The sequence below is a fragment of the Pinisolibacter sp. DMC100 genome (assembly GCF_056313705.1).
This window is the reverse complement of record NZ_JBQUZT010000001.1, coordinates 1244485-1261006: the sequence shown is the minus strand read 5'-3', so window position 1 is coordinate 1261006 and position 16522 is coordinate 1244485. Positions and strand designations below refer to the sequence as shown.

At 70.6% G+C, this 16522-nt stretch carries 13 protein-coding genes; 1 reads left to right on the top strand and 12 read right to left on the bottom strand.

What is annotated here, in order from left to right:
• Positions 1-101 precede the first annotated feature (101 nt).
• The 10 genes from ACT541_RS05785 to ACT541_RS05740 all read right to left on the bottom strand — a co-directional run bounded on the left by ACT541_RS05785 (position 102) and on the right by ACT541_RS05740 (position 12037).
• Positions 102-1028 carry an ABC transporter permease gene (locus tag ACT541_RS05785; RefSeq protein WP_476135000.1) on the bottom strand — a complete coding sequence of 309 codons (927 nt, stop codon included), beginning with the start codon at positions 1026-1028 and terminating at the stop codon, positions 102-104.
• Positions 1025-2104 carry an ABC transporter permease gene (locus tag ACT541_RS05780; RefSeq protein ID WP_476134998.1) on the bottom strand — a complete coding sequence of 360 codons (1080 nt, stop codon included), beginning with the start codon at positions 2102-2104 and terminating at the stop codon, positions 1025-1027. The genes ACT541_RS05785 and ACT541_RS05780 overlap by 4 nt, the downstream gene beginning before the upstream one ends.
• Entirely contained in the window at positions 2094-3707 is a 1614-nt protein-coding gene (locus ACT541_RS05775) for an ABC transporter ATP-binding protein (RefSeq protein ID WP_476134996.1), read from the bottom strand. The genes ACT541_RS05780 and ACT541_RS05775 overlap by 11 nt, the downstream gene beginning before the upstream one ends.
• Entirely contained in the window at positions 3704-4696 is a 993-nt protein-coding gene (gene xdhC, locus ACT541_RS05770; RefSeq protein WP_476134995.1) for a xanthine dehydrogenase accessory protein XdhC, read from the bottom strand. The genes ACT541_RS05775 and xdhC overlap by 4 nt, the downstream gene beginning before the upstream one ends.
• Positions 4693-7032 (bottom strand): xanthine dehydrogenase molybdopterin binding subunit, encoded by a 2340-nt coding sequence (gene xdhB, locus ACT541_RS05765; RefSeq protein WP_476134993.1) that lies wholly within the window; start codon positions 7030-7032, stop codon positions 4693-4695. Before xdhB ends, xdhC begins: the two co-directional genes overlap by 4 nt.
• Entirely contained in the window at positions 7025-8509 is a 1485-nt protein-coding gene (gene xdhA / locus ACT541_RS05760) for a xanthine dehydrogenase small subunit (RefSeq protein WP_476134991.1), read from the bottom strand. Before xdhA ends, xdhB begins: the two co-directional genes overlap by 8 nt.
• Before the next feature lie 5 nt (positions 8510-8514).
• Positions 8515-8871: a hydroxyisourate hydrolase gene (gene uraH / locus ACT541_RS05755; protein WP_476134990.1), complete on the bottom strand. Its 357-nt coding sequence runs from the start codon at positions 8869-8871 to the stop codon at positions 8515-8517.
• A gap of 171 nt (positions 8872-9042) precedes the next feature.
• Positions 9043-9972, bottom strand: coding sequence for a LysR family transcriptional regulator (locus ACT541_RS05750; protein ID WP_476134988.1), 930 nt, complete (start codon positions 9970-9972; stop codon positions 9043-9045).
• 98 nt (positions 9973-10070) lie between these two features.
• The gene (gene murJ, locus ACT541_RS05745; RefSeq protein ID WP_476134986.1) at positions 10071-11459 is read right to left on the bottom strand and encodes a murein biosynthesis integral membrane protein MurJ; all 1389 of its coding nucleotides are present in this window, start codon (positions 11457-11459) and stop codon (positions 10071-10073) included.
• A gap of 80 nt (positions 11460-11539) precedes the next feature.
• A complete protein-coding gene (locus ACT541_RS05740) occupies positions 11540-12037 on the bottom strand; it encodes a response regulator (RefSeq protein WP_476134984.1) in 498 nt (165 codons plus the stop codon).
• A 318-nt stretch (positions 12038-12355) separates the two neighbouring features.
• Here ACT541_RS05740 and hemA point away from each other — a divergent pair, with 318 nt between their 5' ends.
• Positions 12356-13642, top strand: a complete 1287-nt coding sequence (gene hemA, locus ACT541_RS05735) for a 5-aminolevulinate synthase (RefSeq protein WP_476134983.1) — start codon at positions 12356-12358, stop codon at positions 13640-13642.
• A gap of 437 nt (positions 13643-14079) precedes the next feature.
• On the opposite strand, the gene ccoS is transcribed toward hemA, so the two are convergent.
• Both ccoS and ACT541_RS05725 read right to left on the bottom strand, forming a co-directional pair.
• Positions 14080-14259, bottom strand: a complete 180-nt coding sequence (gene ccoS, locus ACT541_RS05730) for a cbb3-type cytochrome oxidase assembly protein CcoS (RefSeq protein ID WP_476134981.1) — start codon at positions 14257-14259, stop codon at positions 14080-14082.
• A 20-nt stretch (positions 14260-14279) separates the two neighbouring features.
• A complete protein-coding gene (locus ACT541_RS05725; protein WP_476134980.1) occupies positions 14280-16502 on the bottom strand; it encodes a heavy metal translocating P-type ATPase in 2223 nt (740 codons plus the stop codon).
• Positions 16503-16522 lie beyond the last annotated feature (20 nt).

Here is a 16522-nt window from a genome sequence, read left to right as displayed (position 1 = left end):
GCGCGGACCAGTTGTTCATGGGATTTCCTCCAATCGAGGCGCGGTCGAGCGAGGTGCCGCGACGGGCTCGACCGCGAACGGGCCCGTCACGAAAGCGAGAATCAGCGGTCGGGTACGAAGGATCGCCCGAGACAGGCCGGTGCGTCACCACCCCGCCCGCGACGGCGCGAGATGATCACCAGCGCGACGACCGTGACGAGATAGGGCAGCGACGACAGGAACTGCGCCGGCAGGCCGATGCCGGCCCCCTGGGCGTAGAAGCCGAGGATCGTCACCGCGCCGAAGAGATAGGCGCCGATCACCAGCCGCCCCGGGAACCAGGACGAGAACACCACCAGCGCCAGCGCGATCCAGCCGCGCCCCGCCGTCATGTTCTCCACCCACTGCGGCGTATAGGCGAGCGACAGGTAGCCGCCGCCGAGCCCGGCGAGCGCGCCGCCGAAGAGCACCGCCCCCCAGCGCACGCCGATCACCGAATAGCCGAGCGCATGGGCGGAGGCATGGTTGTCGCCGACCGCGCGCAGGACGAGGCCGAGGCGGGTGCGGAAGATCACCCAGGAGACGACGATCGCCAGCGCGATCGACAGATAGACCAGCGCGTCCTGACCGAAGAACAGCGGGCCGACGAAGGGAATGTCGGAGAGGCCGGGCACGTGGATCTTGGTGAGGCGGACACCCGGCTGGCCGACGAAGGCCTCGCCGATCAGGCCCGAGAGGCCGAGGCCGAGCAGCGTCAGCGCGAGACCGGTCGCCACCTGGTTGGTGACGAGGTTCAGCGTCAGGAAGCCGAAGGGCACGGCCAGCGCCGCGCCGGCGAGGGCCGCGGCGACGATGCCGAGATAGGGCGAACCGGTGGTCAGCGCGACGCCGAAACCGGCGACGGCACCCATCACCATCATGCCCTCGACGCCGAGGTTGAGAACGCCGGCGCGTTCGGTGACGAGTTCGCCCAGCGCCGCGAGCAGCAGCGGCGTCGAGGCGGTGACGATGGTGAGGACGACGGCCTCGAGGGCGCTCGCGTCGATCATCGGGCGGCCTCCGCGGTCGAGCCGCGCACGAGGCGGGGCCGGTAGAGAATGAGCGTGTCGCAGGCGAGAACCCAGAACAGCAGGATGCCCTGGAAGACGCGCGCCGCCTTGTCGGAGATGCCGAGCGCCACCTGCGCCGCCTCGCCGCCGAGATAGCTCGCCGCCAGCATCAGCGCCGCGAGGATCACGCCGATCGGATCGAGCCGACCGAGGAAGGCGACGATGATGGCGGTGAAGCCGTAGCCGGGCGAGATGTTGGGCTGGAGCTGACCGACCGTCGAGGCGACCTCGATCACCCCGGCGAGGCCGGCGAGACCACCCGACAGCAGGAAGGCGAAGAGCACCATGCGATCGTGCGAGAAGCCGGCGAAACGGCCGGCGCGCGGCGCCTCGCCCAGCACGCGGACCTCGTAGCCCTTGATCGTGCGGCGCATCAGCACCGCCAGCGCCACCGCCGCGGCGACCGCCAGCAGCACGCCGAGATTGAGGCGGCCGTCGCCGATGGTCGGGATGGTCTGCCAGCCCTCGAAGCCGACGGACTTGGGGAAGTTGAAGCCGTGCGGATCGCGCCAGGGACCGCGGACCAGCCAGTCGAGCAGCAGTTGCGCGACATAGACCAGCATCAGCGACACCAGGATCTCGTTGACCCCGGCCTTGATCTTCAGGAGCGCCGGCACGAGGCCCCAGATCATGCCGCCGATGGCGCCGAGCACCAGCATGGCGAGGAGCGTCGCCGGGGTGTTCCAGCCGTTCGCCAGCACAGGAACCGCGCCGCCGAGCAGGGCGCCGAAGGTCAGCTGGCCTTCCGCGCCGATGTTCCAGACGTTGGCGCGATAGGCGACCGACAGGCCGACGCCGATCAGGATCAGCGGCGTCGCCTTGACCACCAGTTCCTCCAGCGACCAGAGGCTGGCGAAGGGTTCGAAGAAGAAGATCCACAGCGCCTTGAACGGCGGCTTGCCGATCAGCGCGAAGACCAGACCGCCGGTGATCATGGTGGCGACGATCGCGACGATCGGCGAGGCCCAGGCCATGACCTTCGAGCGCTCGGCGCGCTTTTCGAGTTCAATACGCATGGCCGTCGCTTTCCCTGAGCTGCCGCGCCTCGTCGATGGCGTCCGATCCGCCGTGTGCCCCGCCCATCAGCAGGCCGATCTTCTCGAGGGTGAGGACATGGGCGTCGTAGCTCGGCGACAGGTGGCCGCGCGAGATCACGGCGATGCGGTCGGCGATCTCGAAGATCTCGTCGAGGTCCTGGCTGATCACCAGCACGCCGGCACCGTCGGCGGCGAGGTCGACCAGCGCCTGACGGATCAGCGCCGCGGCGCCGGCGTCGACGCCCCAGGTCGGCTGATTGACGACGAGCAGGATCGGCTTGCGGTCGAGCTCGCGGCCGACGACGAACTTCTGCAGGTTGCCTCCCGACAGCGAGCGCGCCTCCGGATCGGGGCGGCCCTTGCGCACGTCGTAGGCCTGCGACACGCGCGAGGCGGTCGAGCCGGCGTTGTCGAAGTCGACGAAGCCGGCGAAGCGGCGCAGCGCGTCGGGGAAGACCGTGTCGCGGGTGAGGATGACGTTCTCGGAGAGCGAGAAGGCCGGCACCGCGCCGTGGCCGAGGCGTTCCTCCGGCACGAAGGCGGCGCCGAGCGCGCGGCGGGCGGCGATGCCGAGCTGGCCGGCGATGGTGCCGTCGACCACCACCGCGCCGGCGCGCGCGTTGCGCCGCTCGCCGGAGATGGCATCGAAGAGTTCCGACTGGCCGTTGCCGGCGACGCCGGCGATGGCGAGGATCTCGCCGGCGCGGACCTCCAGCGACACGGCCTCCAGCGACACGGCGAAGGGACCGTCGGCGGGCTGATCGAGGGCGTCGAGATAGAGCCGGGTGGCGCCGCCGGAGCGTGCCTTCTTCGGCCGGATGGCATGGACGTCGGCGCCGACCATCAGGCGGGCGAGGCTCGCCGCGGTCTCCTTGCGCGGGTCGACGCGGTCGACGACCTTGCCGTGGCGCAGGATGGTGGCGGCGTGGCAGAGGCGCTTCACCTCCTCGAGGCGATGCGAGATGTAGAGAACGGCGCAGCCTTCCGACGCCAGCCGCTCCAGCGTCAGGAAGAGCTGGTCGGCCTCCTGCGGCGTCAGGACGGCGGTCGGCTCGTCCATGATCAGGAGCTTCGGTTCCTGGATCAGGCAGCGGACGATCTCGATGCGCTGGCGCTCGCCGACCGAGAGATCGACGACGGTGGCGCGCGGCTCGAGCGGCAGGCCGTAGTCGCGGGAGAGATCGCGGATGCGCTTCGACAGCGCCTCGAGATCGAATCGGCCGGGCAGCGCCAGGGCGATGTTCTCGGCGACGGTCAGCGCCTCGAACAGCGAGAAGTGCTGGAACACCATGCCGATGCCGAGATGGCGGGCGGCGGCGGGGTCGGTGACGACGATCGGCTGGCCCTTCCAGCGGAAGTGGCCCTCGGTCGGCTGCAGCGAGCCGTAGATCATCTTGACCAGGGTCGACTTGCCGGCGCCGTTCTCGCCGAGCAGCGCGTGGATCTCTCCGGGACGGATCGCGAGGTCGACGTGATCGTTGGCGGTGAAGGCTCCGAACCGTTTGACGATGCCGCAGGCTTCGACGAGATACTCGCCGCCTGCCGCCGTCGCACCATTCGCCGCCGCGGCGCTGTCGTTCATGCCCCCACTCCACTCGACCAGGACGACGCGGTGGATGCAAGACCCGCGCCGTTCCGTACTTGCTCGTCGGCGACCAGCAGTTCCACCGCGACCGAGGCCGCGATCGCCGCGGGATGCCTGGACTTGGGCCCCCCGGCCCCGACCGGCATGACCATACGACGGATCGTGTCGTCCGCACGTCCCATTTCGCGAAGTTTGCCCAAGAATCGAGCACGCTTGGTCGCCGACCCGATGACGCCGAGCCACGGCAGGTCGGGCCGATCGAGCGTCGCGGCGGCGATCGCCAGGTCCTGCGCGTGGTCGTGGGTCATGGCGAGAACGAAGGATCCCGCGGGCGCGGCGACGACCGCGGCGGTCGGATCGGCGAGGCGGCGGCAGGTGGTGTTGGCCGGCGTCGCGGCCGGGAAGGCGTCGGCGCGGGTGTCGATCCAGTCGACGCGGAAGGGCAGCGGGGCCAGCGCCAGCACCAGCGCGCGGCCGACGTGACCGGCGCCGAAGAGGAGGAGCGGCCGACGGTCGTCGCCGAATCGCTCGACGAGGCGACCGTCGCGGGCGAGGCCGAGTCGGCTCGCCCCGTCCGGAACGATCGACCGGGCGAGGCGCCCCTCGCCGGTCTGCGCCTCGGTCGTGAAGGCACCGCGCCGTTCGGCCTCGGCGAGGGCGCGGATGGCGGGTAGATCGTCGCGATCGAAGGCCTCGATGCCGAGGGTGACGCGGCCGCCGCAGCACTGGCCGAGTTCCGGGCCGAGGGCGACGTCGCGGGTCGAGAAGCCGGCGCGGTCGTCGCAGAGCGCGGCGTCGGCGAGCTTCAGCCCGTGCCACTCCAGCGCGCCGCCGCCGATCGAGCCGCGGAAACCGAGGTCGCGGCGGACCACCATCGATGCGCCGACCTCGCGAGGAGCCGAGCCGCGCACCGCCGCGACGAAGACCCGAGCGACCCGGCCCTCGATCTCCAGCGCTTCGAGGATGCGGGCCCAATGATCGATCACGCCTGCCCCCCGTTCGCCGGATGGCGCAGAGCACGGGCGGCGCGGGCGACGGCCTCGGGCGTCGCCGGCAGATCGAGCGGCGGCAGGCGACCCGGCGCTAGGCTCTCGAGCGCCCTGAGGATCGCCGAGTGGACCGACAGCGCCAGCATGAAGGGCGGCTCGCCGACCGCCTTGGAGCGGTGGATCGTGTCGGTGTCGCCGGCGCTCTCCCACAGGCGGACGCGGAAGTCGGCCGGCACGTCGAAGGCGGTCGGGATCTTGTAGGTCGAGGGCGCGTGGGTGCGCAGGCGGCCCTGCGCGTCGTGGACCAGTTCCTCGGCCGTGACCCAGCCCATGCCCTGCACGAAGGCGCCCTCGATCTGGCCGATGTCGAGCGCCGGATTGAGCGAGCGGCCGACGTCGTGGAGGATGTCGACGCGGGCGACGCGGGTCTCGCCGGTCAGCGTGTCGACCACCACTTCCGAACAGGCGGCCCCCTGCGCGAAGTAGAAGAACGGCCGGCCATGCGCCGCGGCGCGGTCCCAGACGAGGTTCGGCGTGGCGTAGAAGCCGGTCGCCGAGAGCTGGACGCGGGCGAGATGGGCCGCCTTGGCGATCTCGGCGAAGCTCTTCGACGCCTCGCCGCCGGCATGGACCCGGCCGCCCTCGAAGCGGACCGCCTCGGGCACGGCGCCGAGCAGGGTGGCGGCGACCGGCAGCATCCGGTCGCGGATCGTCTCGGCGGCGGCGCGCGCCGCCATGCCGTTGAGGTCGGAGCCGGAGGAGGCCGCGGTCGGCGCGGTGTTCGGCACCTTGGCGGTCGAGGTCGCGGCGATGCGGACGCGGCCGAGCGGCAGACCGAAGGTGGTCGCCACCACCTGCAGGATCTTGGTGTGGAGCCCCTGCCCCATCTCGGTGCCGCCGTGGTTCACCGCCACCGAACCGTCGGCATAGACGTGGACGAGGGCGCCGGCCTGGTTGAGGTGGGTCAGCGTGAAGGAGATGCCGAACTTGACCGGCGTCAGGGCGATGCCGCGCCGCAGGAACGGACTTCCCATGTTGAAGGCGGCGATCTCGGCGACACGGGCGCGATAGTCGGAGGTGCGCTCCAGCTCGCCGACCAGCGACTGGAGGATGCCGCCGTCGACCTCCTGGCCGTAGGGCGTCACGCCGTGGGCGGGGGACGCCGCGTCGGGGTAGAGATTGGCGAGCCGCACGTCGAGCGGGTCGATGCCGAGGCGGAAGGCGACGGCATCCATCATCCGCTCGGCGAAGGCGACGCCCTTCGGCCCGCCGAAGCCGCGGAAGGCGGTGTTGGAGACCGTGTCGGTCAGCAGCCGGCGCGAGCGGATCGCCGCGGCCGGGTAGTCGTAGGCGTTGTCGGCATGGAACATCGTGCGGTCGACGACGCCCTGCGACAGGTCGGCGGAATGGCCGCAGCGGGCCATGAAGTCGACGTCGACCGCCAGCACCCGGCCGCTGGCGTCGAAGCCGGCCCGCCAGTCGACGCGCATGTCGTGGCGCTTGCCGGTCATGATCATGTCGTCGTCGCGATCGAGGCGGATCTTGGCGGTGCGACCGGTGACGCGGGCGGCGAGCGCGGCGATCACCGCCCATTGCGTGGCCTGAGATTCCTTGCCGCCGAAACCGCCGCCCATGCGACGGCAGCGACATTCGATCATCGCCTCCGGCAGCCCCAGCACGCGGGCGGCGACATGGGCGATCTCGGTCGGATGCTGGGTCGAGGCGTGGATCAGGATCTCGCCGCCCTCGAGCGGCTCCGCCATCGCCGTCTGGGTCTCGAGGTAGAAATGCTCCTGACCGCCGACAAAGAAACTGTCGGAGACGGCGTGCGGCGCCTCGTCGAGCAGAGCTTCGGGATCGCCCTTGTGGAAGGCGTAGGCGGGCAGCACGTCGGTGTCGCGGGAAAGCGCGTCGACGACGGTGACGGCGGGCTTCTCGGTCTCGACGGTGAAACGGGCGAGACGGGCGGCGGCGCGGGCCGCGGCGCGGGTCTCGGCGACGACGGCGAAGACGACCTGACCGTGGAAGCGGATCTCGCCGGTGGCGAAGACCGGGTCGCCGCCGATCGAGGGCGAGCAGTCGTTGACCGCCGGCACGTCGGCGGCGGTGAGCACCGTCACCACGCCGGGGTAGGCGGCGACGGCGGCGAGATCGACGCCGACGAGGCGCCCCTTGGCCGCCTCGCGGCACCAGCCGGGGGCGATGTGCAGCGTGCCCTTGGGCTCGGGCAGATCGTCGATGTAGGGCGCGGTGCCGGTGACGTGGCGAACGGCGGCCTCGTGCGGCAGGGCGCGGCCGACCGCGGCGGCGGGACGGGGCGAAGCGTCAACCATGGGCGGCCTCCTCGCGACGGGCGAAGACCCGGGTCTTGGTGGTCGCCGTGCCGGCGATCTCGGCCAGCGCCTTGCCGAGCAGCGCCACCGCCGTCTCGGTGCGATAGTCGGCGCTCGCCCTCATGTCGGAGAGCGGAGTGAAGTCCTCGCGCAACGCGTCGAGCGCGGGGCGCCAGCTCGCGGCCTCGGCGAGCGAAGCCCCGACCAGCGCCGCCTCGGCGCCGCTCGCCCGGCGCGGCGTTCCCGCCATGCCGCCGAAGGCGATGCGCGCCTCGACCACCTGCCCGCCGGCGACGGTCAGACGGAGTGCCGCGAGCAGCGCCGAGATGTCCTGATCGTGGCGCTTGGAGATCTTGAAGGCGCGGAAATGCTGGCCCGGCCCGAGGCGCGGCACGTGGATGCTGGTCAGGATCTCGCCCGGGCTGCGGTCCTGACGGCCGTAGTCGATGAAGAAGTCCTCGAGCTCGATCGTCCGGGTGGCGTCGCCCCTGGCGAGGGTGATCGAGGCACCGAGCGCGATCAGCATCGGCGGCGTGTCGCCGATCGGCGAGCCGTTGGCGATGTTGCCGCCGAGCGTGCCCGAGGCGCGCACCTGGGCGCCGGCGATGCGGGAGAATACGGCGGCGACGTCCGGATCGAGACGGCCGAGCACCTTGCCGGCGCGCTCCAGCGAGACGGCGGCGCCGAGCGTCACCGACCCCGCCTCCTCGACGACGGCGTCGAGCCCCTCGATGCGGGAGAGATGGATGATGCGCGGCAGATCGCGGCCGGCCTTGGTGACCCACAGGCCGACGTCGGTGGCGCCGCCGAGCAGCACGGCGTCGGGGAAGGCCTCGGCCAGCGTCAGCGCGGTCTCCAGTCGGCGCGGAGCGGCGAAGAAGCGGGTCTCGTCGCCGAGGAAGAGATCGGTCCCGTCGTCGAGGGCGGCGAGCGCCTCGGCGGTCGAGGCCATGCGGTCGACGAAGGCGAGCGGCGGGCGGGCATCCGCGCGGGCGTCGCAGGCCTCGAGCGCGGCGTCGACGATCGGGCGATAGCCGGTGCAGCGGCAGAGGTTGCCGGCGAGCCGGTCGAGCACGGCGGTGCGGTCGACCTCGCCCTCCCCCGCCCACAGGGTGAAGAGGCTCATGACGATGCCCGGGGTACAGAAGCCGCACTGCGAACCGTGGTGGCGCACCAGCGCCTCCTGGATCGGATGCAGCCTTCCATCGGCGGCGAGGTCCTCGACGGTGACGATCTCGCAGCCGTCGACGGTCGCGGTCGGGCGGATGCAGGCGCAGATCGGCTCGTAGACCAGACGGCCGCCCTCGAGACGGCCGATCGCCACGGTGCAGGCACCGCAGTCACCCTCGCCGCAGCCTTCCTTGGTCCCGGTCAGGCCGCGAACGAGGCGGAGATGATCGAGCAGCATGTCGGTGGGGGCGACGTCGGCGACTTCGACCACCCGTCCGCGGGAGAGATACTTCACCGTCCCGCGCATGCCGATCAACTCCCTCGATAGGTCGAATATCCGAAGGGCGAGACGAGCAGCGGCACGTGGAGATGGCCGCTCGCGTCGCCGACCCCGAAGCGGATCGGGATCTCGTCCAAGAATGCCGGATCGGTGAGGTCGAGGCCAAGCCCCCAGAAATAGGCACCGACGTGAAAAATGATCTCATAGGTGCCGACACGGAAGGCCGAGCCCTCGAGCAGGCCGCCGTCGACCCGTCCGTCGGCATTGGTGCGGACCTCGCGCAGCAGTTCGCGTCCGCCGTCGGGCTCGAGCCACCACAGGGCGATCGACAGATCGGCAGCCGGAAGGCCCGTCGAAGTGTCGAGAACATGCGTCGTCAATCGGCCCATCGGTCCTCTCCGTGCGGCGCCCCGCCCGGCGCCGGCGACGATCGTTTCGGTTGTCGTTTGTGTGACAATGCGCGAACCGCGTTATAGGAAACAGCGCAGAATTTCGAGCACTCCGTTCGCATTACGGCATCGATCCGAAACCACGACCGCGCGTTGTGCAGATTATCGGCTCTATTGCCCGGTTTTCGGGCCGTCCGAACCCCAGGCTTCTTCGACCAGATCGACGAAGGCGGCGACCGCGAGGCTCGGAATGGCACCCGCCCGTGCCACGACCATCAGTCGATCGAGCGCCAGATCACCGTCGGCGAGGGGAATCCAGACCAGTTCGCCCGACCGCAGTTCGCCTTCGATGCCGACTCGGGTCAGGAAGGCGACCGAATCGGAGCGGCGGACGAGCGCCGACATCAGCCGCAGCGAGTTGAGTTCGGCACGCACCTTGAGCATCCGCCGACGCGGCGCGATCAGGGGTTCGAGCGCCGCGCGCAGCGACAGGCCGCGGGCCGGCAGGACGAGGTTCTCCTCGACGAGATCGTCGAAGCGCAGCGTCTCGCGGCCGGCGAGCCGGTGGTCGGCGGCCATCAGCGCGCCGATCGGGTGGGGCTCCTCGTGGAGCAGGCGGAAACCGTCGAGGTCGTGGGTGGAGAAGGCGAAGCCGACGTCGGCCTGCCCCTCGTCGACCAGCCGCGTGACGGTGTGGGCGCCGGCGACGGTCAGCACCACCTCGATGCCCGGATGGCGGCGCCAGAATTCGGCGAGCAGGTCGGGCAGGCGCTCGATCGAGATGCTCTCGACCGTGACGATGCGGATACGGCCGCGGCGCAGGCCGCGCAGCGTGTCGAGCTCGGTGACGACGTCGTCGTAGCGGTCGAGCGTCTCGCGCACCTGCCGGACCAGGATCTGCCCCGCCTCCGACAGGCGCAGGCCGCGGCCGACGCGGTCGAACAGGCGGATGCCCATGCTCTCCTCGAGCAGCAGGATCTGCCGGTTGACGGCGGAGGAGACGATGTTGAGTTCGCGCGCGGCGGCGCGGATCGAGCCGGCATCGGCTACCGCCATGAAGTAGCGGAAGGCGGTGGAGAGAATCGCCGTGTCGTTGCGCAAGCTCTACCCCCCTGACGTCGCCCCCCCGGCGACGGCGAACGACTGTCACCTCCCGCGGCCCGGGCGGCAAGAGGGTTGCGGGCGGACCGGTCCTGCGATCATCGCGGGTCGGACGCTGGGGCAGGCGGTTCGGCGGGCGGGACGGCGGCACGGCGGCGGTCGACGACGACGAGGGCGAGGAGGTTCACCCAGGCGCCGACCGAGGTGGCGAAGGCGAGACCGGCGACGTCGAACCGGTCGGAGAGCACGAACTTCAGCGCCACGTTGACGCCGATGCCGAGGAAGGCGATCCACATCGGCGTGCGGGTGTCGCCGCGGGCGTGGAAGCCCGGCACCACCGAGCGCAGCAGCACGATCGCCAAGAGGCCGACGCCGTAGGCGCGCAGCGTCGCCGCCGAGCGCAGTGCCGCCGTCTCGTCGAAGGCGCCGCGGGCGAAGACCAGCTTCACCAGCTGTTCGGGGAAGGCGACGAAGGCGACGACGAAGGGCGCCGTCAGCACCGTCGACCAGAAGATCGCCCGCTTCTGCGCCCGCCGCGCGCCCGGCTCGTCGCCGGCGGCGAGGCGGCGCGACAGTTCGGGCAGCAGTACGGTGCCGATGGCGATGGCGATCACGCCGATCGGCAGCTGGTAGAGGCGGTCGGCGTAGTACATCGCCGAGATCGCGCCGAGCGGCAGGGCGGCGGCGAGGATCGTGTCGACGAACATGGCGATCTGCGACGCGCCCGAGCCGATCGTGGCCGGCCCGAGCCGCTTCAGGAAGGTGACGACCTCGGCATCGAGCACCGGTCGGGCCGGTGCGAGCGAGAGGCCGGCGGGCCGCATCGCCCACAGGAGCAGCGCCAGTTCGGCGAAGCCGGCGACGGCGACGCCGATCGCCGCGCCGTGGACCGGGCCGTTCGGCCAGGTCGCGGCGAAGGGGGCGAGGCCGAGCACGCCGACGACGATCGCGACGTTGAAGAGGATCGGCGCGCCGGCCGCCGCCGCATAGCGGTGATGGGCGTTGAGGACGGCGCCGTAGACCGTCACCAGCGTGACGCAGGTGAGGTAGGGGAAGGTGATGCGGGTGAGCCGCACCGTCAGCTCGCCGAGCGCGCTCGCGCCGGCGAAGCCGGGGGTGAGCAGGCGCAGCAGCGGCTCGGTCCAGATCTCGGCGGCGGCGAGCAGCACCAGCTGCACGACGAGCAGCGCCCCGAGCACCCGGGCGGCGAAGACCAGCGCCCGCTCGGCGCCGTCGCGTTCGAGGCAGCCGGCATAGGTCGGCACGAAGGCGGCGTTGAAGGCGCCCTCGGCGAAGAGGGCGCGGAAATGGTTGGGGATGCGCAGCGCGATGAAGAAGGCGTCGGCGATCGGGCCGGCGCCGATCAGCCAGGCGAGCACCACGTCGCGGACGAAGCCGGTGAGGCGCGAGGCCATGGTGAAGCCGGAGACGGTGCCCACGCGGGCGAGGAACTTTCCGGCGGGGCCGGACAGGGCGAAGCGCGGCATCTCTTCCTCGGCGGGATCGGCGACGGGATTGCCTTATGCGGGAACCGCCGCCACGACAAGCTCGACCGCGGCGCGCCCGCTCACGCCGCTTCGTTCGGCGAGCCGGGGCGGGTCTGCCAGATCTTCTGGCGATTGCGCACGGCGCGCGGCGCCGGACCGAAATAGGTCGGCGTCTTCACGAATTCGCGCGGATGCAGGATCACCGAGGCGATGCGCTGATAGAGCGCCTTGGCCGAGATCGGCTTGCACAACAATTCGTGAATGCCGAGCTTGCGCGCCTCCAGGATGCGCGAGCGCTCGGTGTGGGCGGTGACCATGATCACCGGCACGTAGGCGAAGGGGTTCTGCGGATTGCGGATCATCCGCACCATGTCGGCGCCGTCGAGGATCGGCATCACCCAGTCGAGGATCAGGATGTCCGGATTGGCGCGATCCATCGCCTCCAGACCGGAGGCGCCGTCTTCCGCCTCGACGATACGGCGCGCGCCGAACCCCTGCAGCATGGTGCGCAGGATGGTTCGCATGTAGGCGCTGTCCTCGACGACGAGGAAGGTCAACGACGAAAGGTCGAGGTTCACGAGGCTCTCCTTGGAGCCTCAGAATCTCCCAGAAAGGTGAACGAGCGGTTTCTCGCCCCCCACTGCGACGACGGACCACGCTCCGCAAATCCCCTTAGGAGCAAATGGCGGCGGGTTGATCATGGTCAAAGTGCTTCGAAGTCCTGTAAGTCTATATGCGATGGACGAGAGCTCGCGACGGTCGCCGTCCGTCTCGACCGATCGTCGGTATGAAAGTCGTGCGACCCGTGTCGCGGAGGGGACGCCGCCGGGCCCGTGGGGCCTGTGGCAGTCGGATGCGGGACGCCTCGGAGAACGAGTCACAGCTCGAGGACGGACATGAACTATCAGTCGATTTTCGAGGGCGCGATCGACCAGCTGAAGGCCGAGAAGCGCTACCGGGTCTTTGCCGACCTCGAACGCATCGTCGGCCGCTTCCCGCACGCGATCTGGCGCAAGGGCGATCAGACCCGCGAGGTCGTGATCTGGTGCTCCAACGACTATCTCGGCATGGGCCAGCATCAGTCGGTGCTCGGCGCCATGGTCGACACCGCGCTCGGCATGGGCACCGGCGCCGGCGGCACCCGCAACATCTCGGGCAACAACCATCCGCTGGTCGAGCTCGAGGCCGAACTCGCCGACCTGCACGGCAAGGAGGCGGGTCTCGTCTTCACCTCCGGCTTCGTGTCGAACGAGGCGGCGATCTCGACCATCGCCCGGCTGCTGCCCGACTGTCTGATCCTCTCCGACGAGCTGAACCACGCCTCGATGATCGAGGGTATCCGCCGCTCGGGCTGCGAGAAGAAGCTGTGGCGTCACAACGACGTCGAACACCTCGAGGAACTGCTCGCCGCCGCCGAACCCGGCCGCGCCAAGCTGATCGTCTTCGAGAGCGTCTATTCGATGGACGGCGACGTCTCGCCGATCGCCAAGATCTGCGATCTCGCCGAGAAGTACGGCGCGCTGACCTACATCGACGAGGTCCATGCGGTCGGCATGTACGGCCCGCGCGGCGGCGGCATCGCCGATCGCGAAGGCCAGATGCACCGCATCGACGTGATCGAGGGTACGCTCGCCAAGGCCTTCGGCACGCTCGGCGGCTACATCACGGGCACCAAGGCGATCTGCGACGCGGTCCGCTCCTATGCGCCGGGCTTCATCTTCACGACCGCCCTGCCCCCGGCGATCGCCGCGGCCGCCGCCGCCTCGATCCGCCACCTCAAGCGCTCCTCGGCCGAACGCGACATGCAGCAGCGTCAGGCGAGCCGTGCCAAGGAAGTGCTCGGCGGCGCCGGCCTGCCGGTGATGCCGTCGGAGACCCACATCGTGCCGATCTGGGTGGGCGACGCCGACCTGTGCAAGCGGGCCTCCGACCTGCTGCTGGAGGAACACGGCATCTACATCCAGCCGATCAACTACCCGACCGTGCCGCGCGGTACCGAGCGTCTGCGCATCACGCCGACGCCGTTCCACGACGACGATCTGGTCGAGAAGCTGCGCGTCGCCCTCGTCGACGTCTGGGGCCGCATCGGCCTGCCGCTGTCCGGCCCGGTCGATCTCGCCGAGATCGCCCGCCTGCAGGAAAAGCCGGTCGCCCGCGTCGCGGTCCCGCGCTCGGGCGGCTGAGAGCGATCCGCTTCGAATGTGAAGAGAGCCCCGACGGCGACGTCGGGGCTCTCTTCGTTTGGGGATCGGGTCCGGGTTGCCGGCTGCACCGCGCTTCCCCTCCCCTCGGGAGATCTCTGCGCTACTCCGAGGGCGTTCGGATCGAGTCCGTGCGCGATGCTTCGAGACGGCGTTCTTCGAACGCCTCCTCAGCACGAGGCGTTTGTCTTTGCCGAGGAAACATACAGCGCCTCATCCTGAGGAGCGCCGCAGGCGCGTCTCGAAGGATCGCGCACGGATGTCGATCCGCAGCTCTGAAACGGGGCAGGGATCCAGGGAGGGGCGAGGGTGGGGTGTTCTGAGCTCGCGCCGGATGCGGCGCCCGTGTCGGAGAGTGGCGTCGGAAGGCGAACGAGCACGCGCCTCGCGGTGCCGGACCGCCGTGCCGTCGGTATCTATCAGGCCTTGTCGCCGCCCGGGCCGCCCTTGCCCTTGGGCAGGTCGTCGTCGTCGAGGATGCGCCAGGCGGCCCCTTCGAGGTCCTCGTACTGACCCGACTTCAGCGTCCACATGAAGGCGAAGAGGCCGAGCAGGCCGAGGCCGATGGCGATCGGGATGAGGAAGATCAGGACGTCCATCGTCGGTTCCTACTCTCGGATCAGGGTTCGGCGAAGAGGCGCAGGCGCAACGCGTTGAGCGTCACCAGCACCGACGAGCCGGACATCGCCAGCGCGGCGATCAGGGGCGTCACGAAGCCCGCCACCGCCACCGGCACGGCGATGAAGTTGTAGATCACCGACAGCCACAGGTTCTGCACCATCGCCGTCTTGGCCGAGCGCGACACCTCGATCGCCACCGCCACGGGGGCGAGGCGGTCGCCGAGGAAGACGGCGTCGGCGGCGGCCTGCGACAGGTGGACGGCGGTGACCGGCGACAGCGAGACGTTCGCGGCGGCGAGCGCCGGGGCGTCGTTGAGGCCGTCGCCGACCATCAGCACCCTGTGGCCGGCGGCCTTGAGCTCTTCGATCCGGGCGATCTTGTCGGCCGGCTTGACGCCCGAGCGCCAGGACGTGACGCCGCATTCGGCCGCCACCGCGGCGACCGCGGCCTCGCGATCGCCCGACAGGATCTCGACCGCGACGCCGTCGGCGGCGAGGCGGCGCATGACCTCGGCCGCATCCTCGCGCAGGCCCTGGCGCAGGGCGCAGACGACGACGTCGCCCGTGGCGTCGCGATGGGCGACCAGCGAGGCGCCGGGATAGGCCTCGTGCAGCGCCGCGACCATGGCCGGATCGGCATCGCAGAATGCCGGGCTGCCGAGACGTTCGATCGTCCCCTCGGCCGTCGTCTCGATGCCGTGGCCGGGAATCTCCCGCACGTCGACGGGTGCGGCGACGGCGCGTGTCGCCTCGGCCAGCGCGACGCCGAGCGGGTGGCGGCTGGCGCGTGCCATGCGGCCGGCGGCCATCAGGCGCTCGACCGAGAATTCCTCGGCATTGAGAAGACGCGCCTCGGGCAGGGTCAGCGTGCCGGTCTTGTCGAAGACCACGGTGTCGACCACGGCGAGACGCTCGATGGCGTCACCGGCATGGACCAGCACGCCGGCGCGGAAGAGGATGCCCGAAGTCACCACCTGGACCGCCGGAATGGCGAGTGCCAGAGCGCAGGGGCAGGTGATGATCAGCACCGACACGGCGATGATGCCGGATTCGGCGACGCCGCGCCCGCCGATCAGCCACCAGCCGAGGAAGGTCAGCGCGGCGGAGGTATGGACGACCGGCGCATACATCGAGGCGGCACGGTCGGCGAGGCGCATGTAGCGCGACTTGGCCTGGGCCGCCGCCTCGAGCAGACGGTTGACCTCGTCGAGCAGGGTGCCGGCGGTGGCGGCGGTGACGCGGATCTCGAGCGAGCCGGAGGTCGAGAGCGTCCCGGCATAGACCCGATCGCCGACGCCGACGCCGACGAGATCGGTCTCGCCGGTGATCAGGCTCTGGTCGATGTCGGAGCCGCCGCGTTCGACGACGCCGTCGACCGACACCCGTTCGCCGGCCCTCACCAGCACCAGAGCGCCGGGCTCGACCTTGGAGAGCGGCACGTCGCGCACGCTGCCGTCGGGAAGCACCAGCGAAGCCGCCTCGACCCGGAGGGCGGCGACGTTCTCGGCGACCGAACGGGTGCGGCGGCGCATGTTCTGGTCGAGATAGCGGCCGACCAGCAGGAAGAACAGCAGCATCGTCACCGAGTCGAAGAAGGCGTGATGCGCCGAACGCAGCGTCTCGATGATCGACAGGGCGAGGGTCAGCACGACACCGATCGAGATCGGCACGTCCATGTTGGTGCGCAGCACCCGGAGCGCCCGCCAGGCCGAGCGGAAGAACGGTCGGGCCGAATAGGCGACCACCGGAATGGCGATCAGGGCGGAGACCCAGTGGAAGAGATCGCGCGTCAGATCGTCGATGTCGGTGACGTTGCCGGCCCACACCGAGACCGACAGCAGCATGATGTTCATCGTGCCGAAGCCGGCGACGCCCATGCAGCGCAGGAGTTCCCTGGCCTCGGCGTTCTCCTCGGCGCTGCGGCGACCCGGATCGAAGGGATGGGCGCGATAGCCCAGCCGCTCGAGCCTTCGGACGATGACGCCCGGCTCGACCTTCGCCGGGTCCCAGTCGACGGCGAGGCGGCGCGACGTCAGGTTGACGCGGGCCTGATCGACGCCGTCGAGCCCCTTGAGGCCGCGCTCGATGGTCGACATGCAGGCGGCGCAGGTGATGCCCTCCACCGCCAGATCCATGTGCAGACGACCGTCCGGCGCCGCCGTGGCGAAGGCGGACCAGTCGTTCTCGCGCGGGGCGTCGAGCGGCGTCGCGGTGGCGTTCATGGTCCGTCGGCTCCGATCGG

Coding starts and splice junctions, on each gene's coding strand:
- ACT541_RS05785 (WP_476135000.1), bottom strand. CDS start 1,028: ATGATCGACGCGAGCGCCCTCGAGGCCGTCGTCCTCACCATCGTCACC.
- ACT541_RS05780 (WP_476134998.1), bottom strand. CDS start 2,104: ATGCGTATTGAACTCGAAAAGCGCGCCGAGCGCTCGAAGGTCATGGCC.
- ACT541_RS05775 (WP_476134996.1), bottom strand. CDS start 3,707: ATGAACGACAGCGCCGCGGCGGCGAATGGTGCGACGGCGGCAGGCGGC.
- xdhB (WP_476134993.1), bottom strand. CDS start 7,032: ATGGTTGACGCTTCGCCCCGTCCCGCCGCCGCGGTCGGCCGCGCCCTG.
- xdhA (WP_476134991.1), bottom strand. CDS start 8,509: ATGCGCGGGACGGTGAAGTATCTCTCCCGCGGACGGGTGGTCGAAGTC.
- uraH (WP_476134990.1), bottom strand. CDS start 8,871: ATGGGCCGATTGACGACGCATGTTCTCGACACTTCGACGGGCCTTCCG.
- murJ (WP_476134986.1), bottom strand. CDS start 11,459: ATGCCGCGCTTCGCCCTGTCCGGCCCCGCCGGAAAGTTCCTCGCCCGC.
- hemA (WP_476134983.1), top strand. CDS start 12,356: ATGAACTATCAGTCGATTTTCGAGGGCGCGATCGACCAGCTGAAGGCC.
- ccoS (WP_476134981.1), bottom strand. CDS start 14,259: ATGGACGTCCTGATCTTCCTCATCCCGATCGCCATCGGCCTCGGCCTG.
- ACT541_RS05725 (WP_476134980.1), bottom strand. CDS start 16,502: ATGAACGCCACCGCGACGCCGCTCGACGCCCCGCGCGAGAACGACTGG.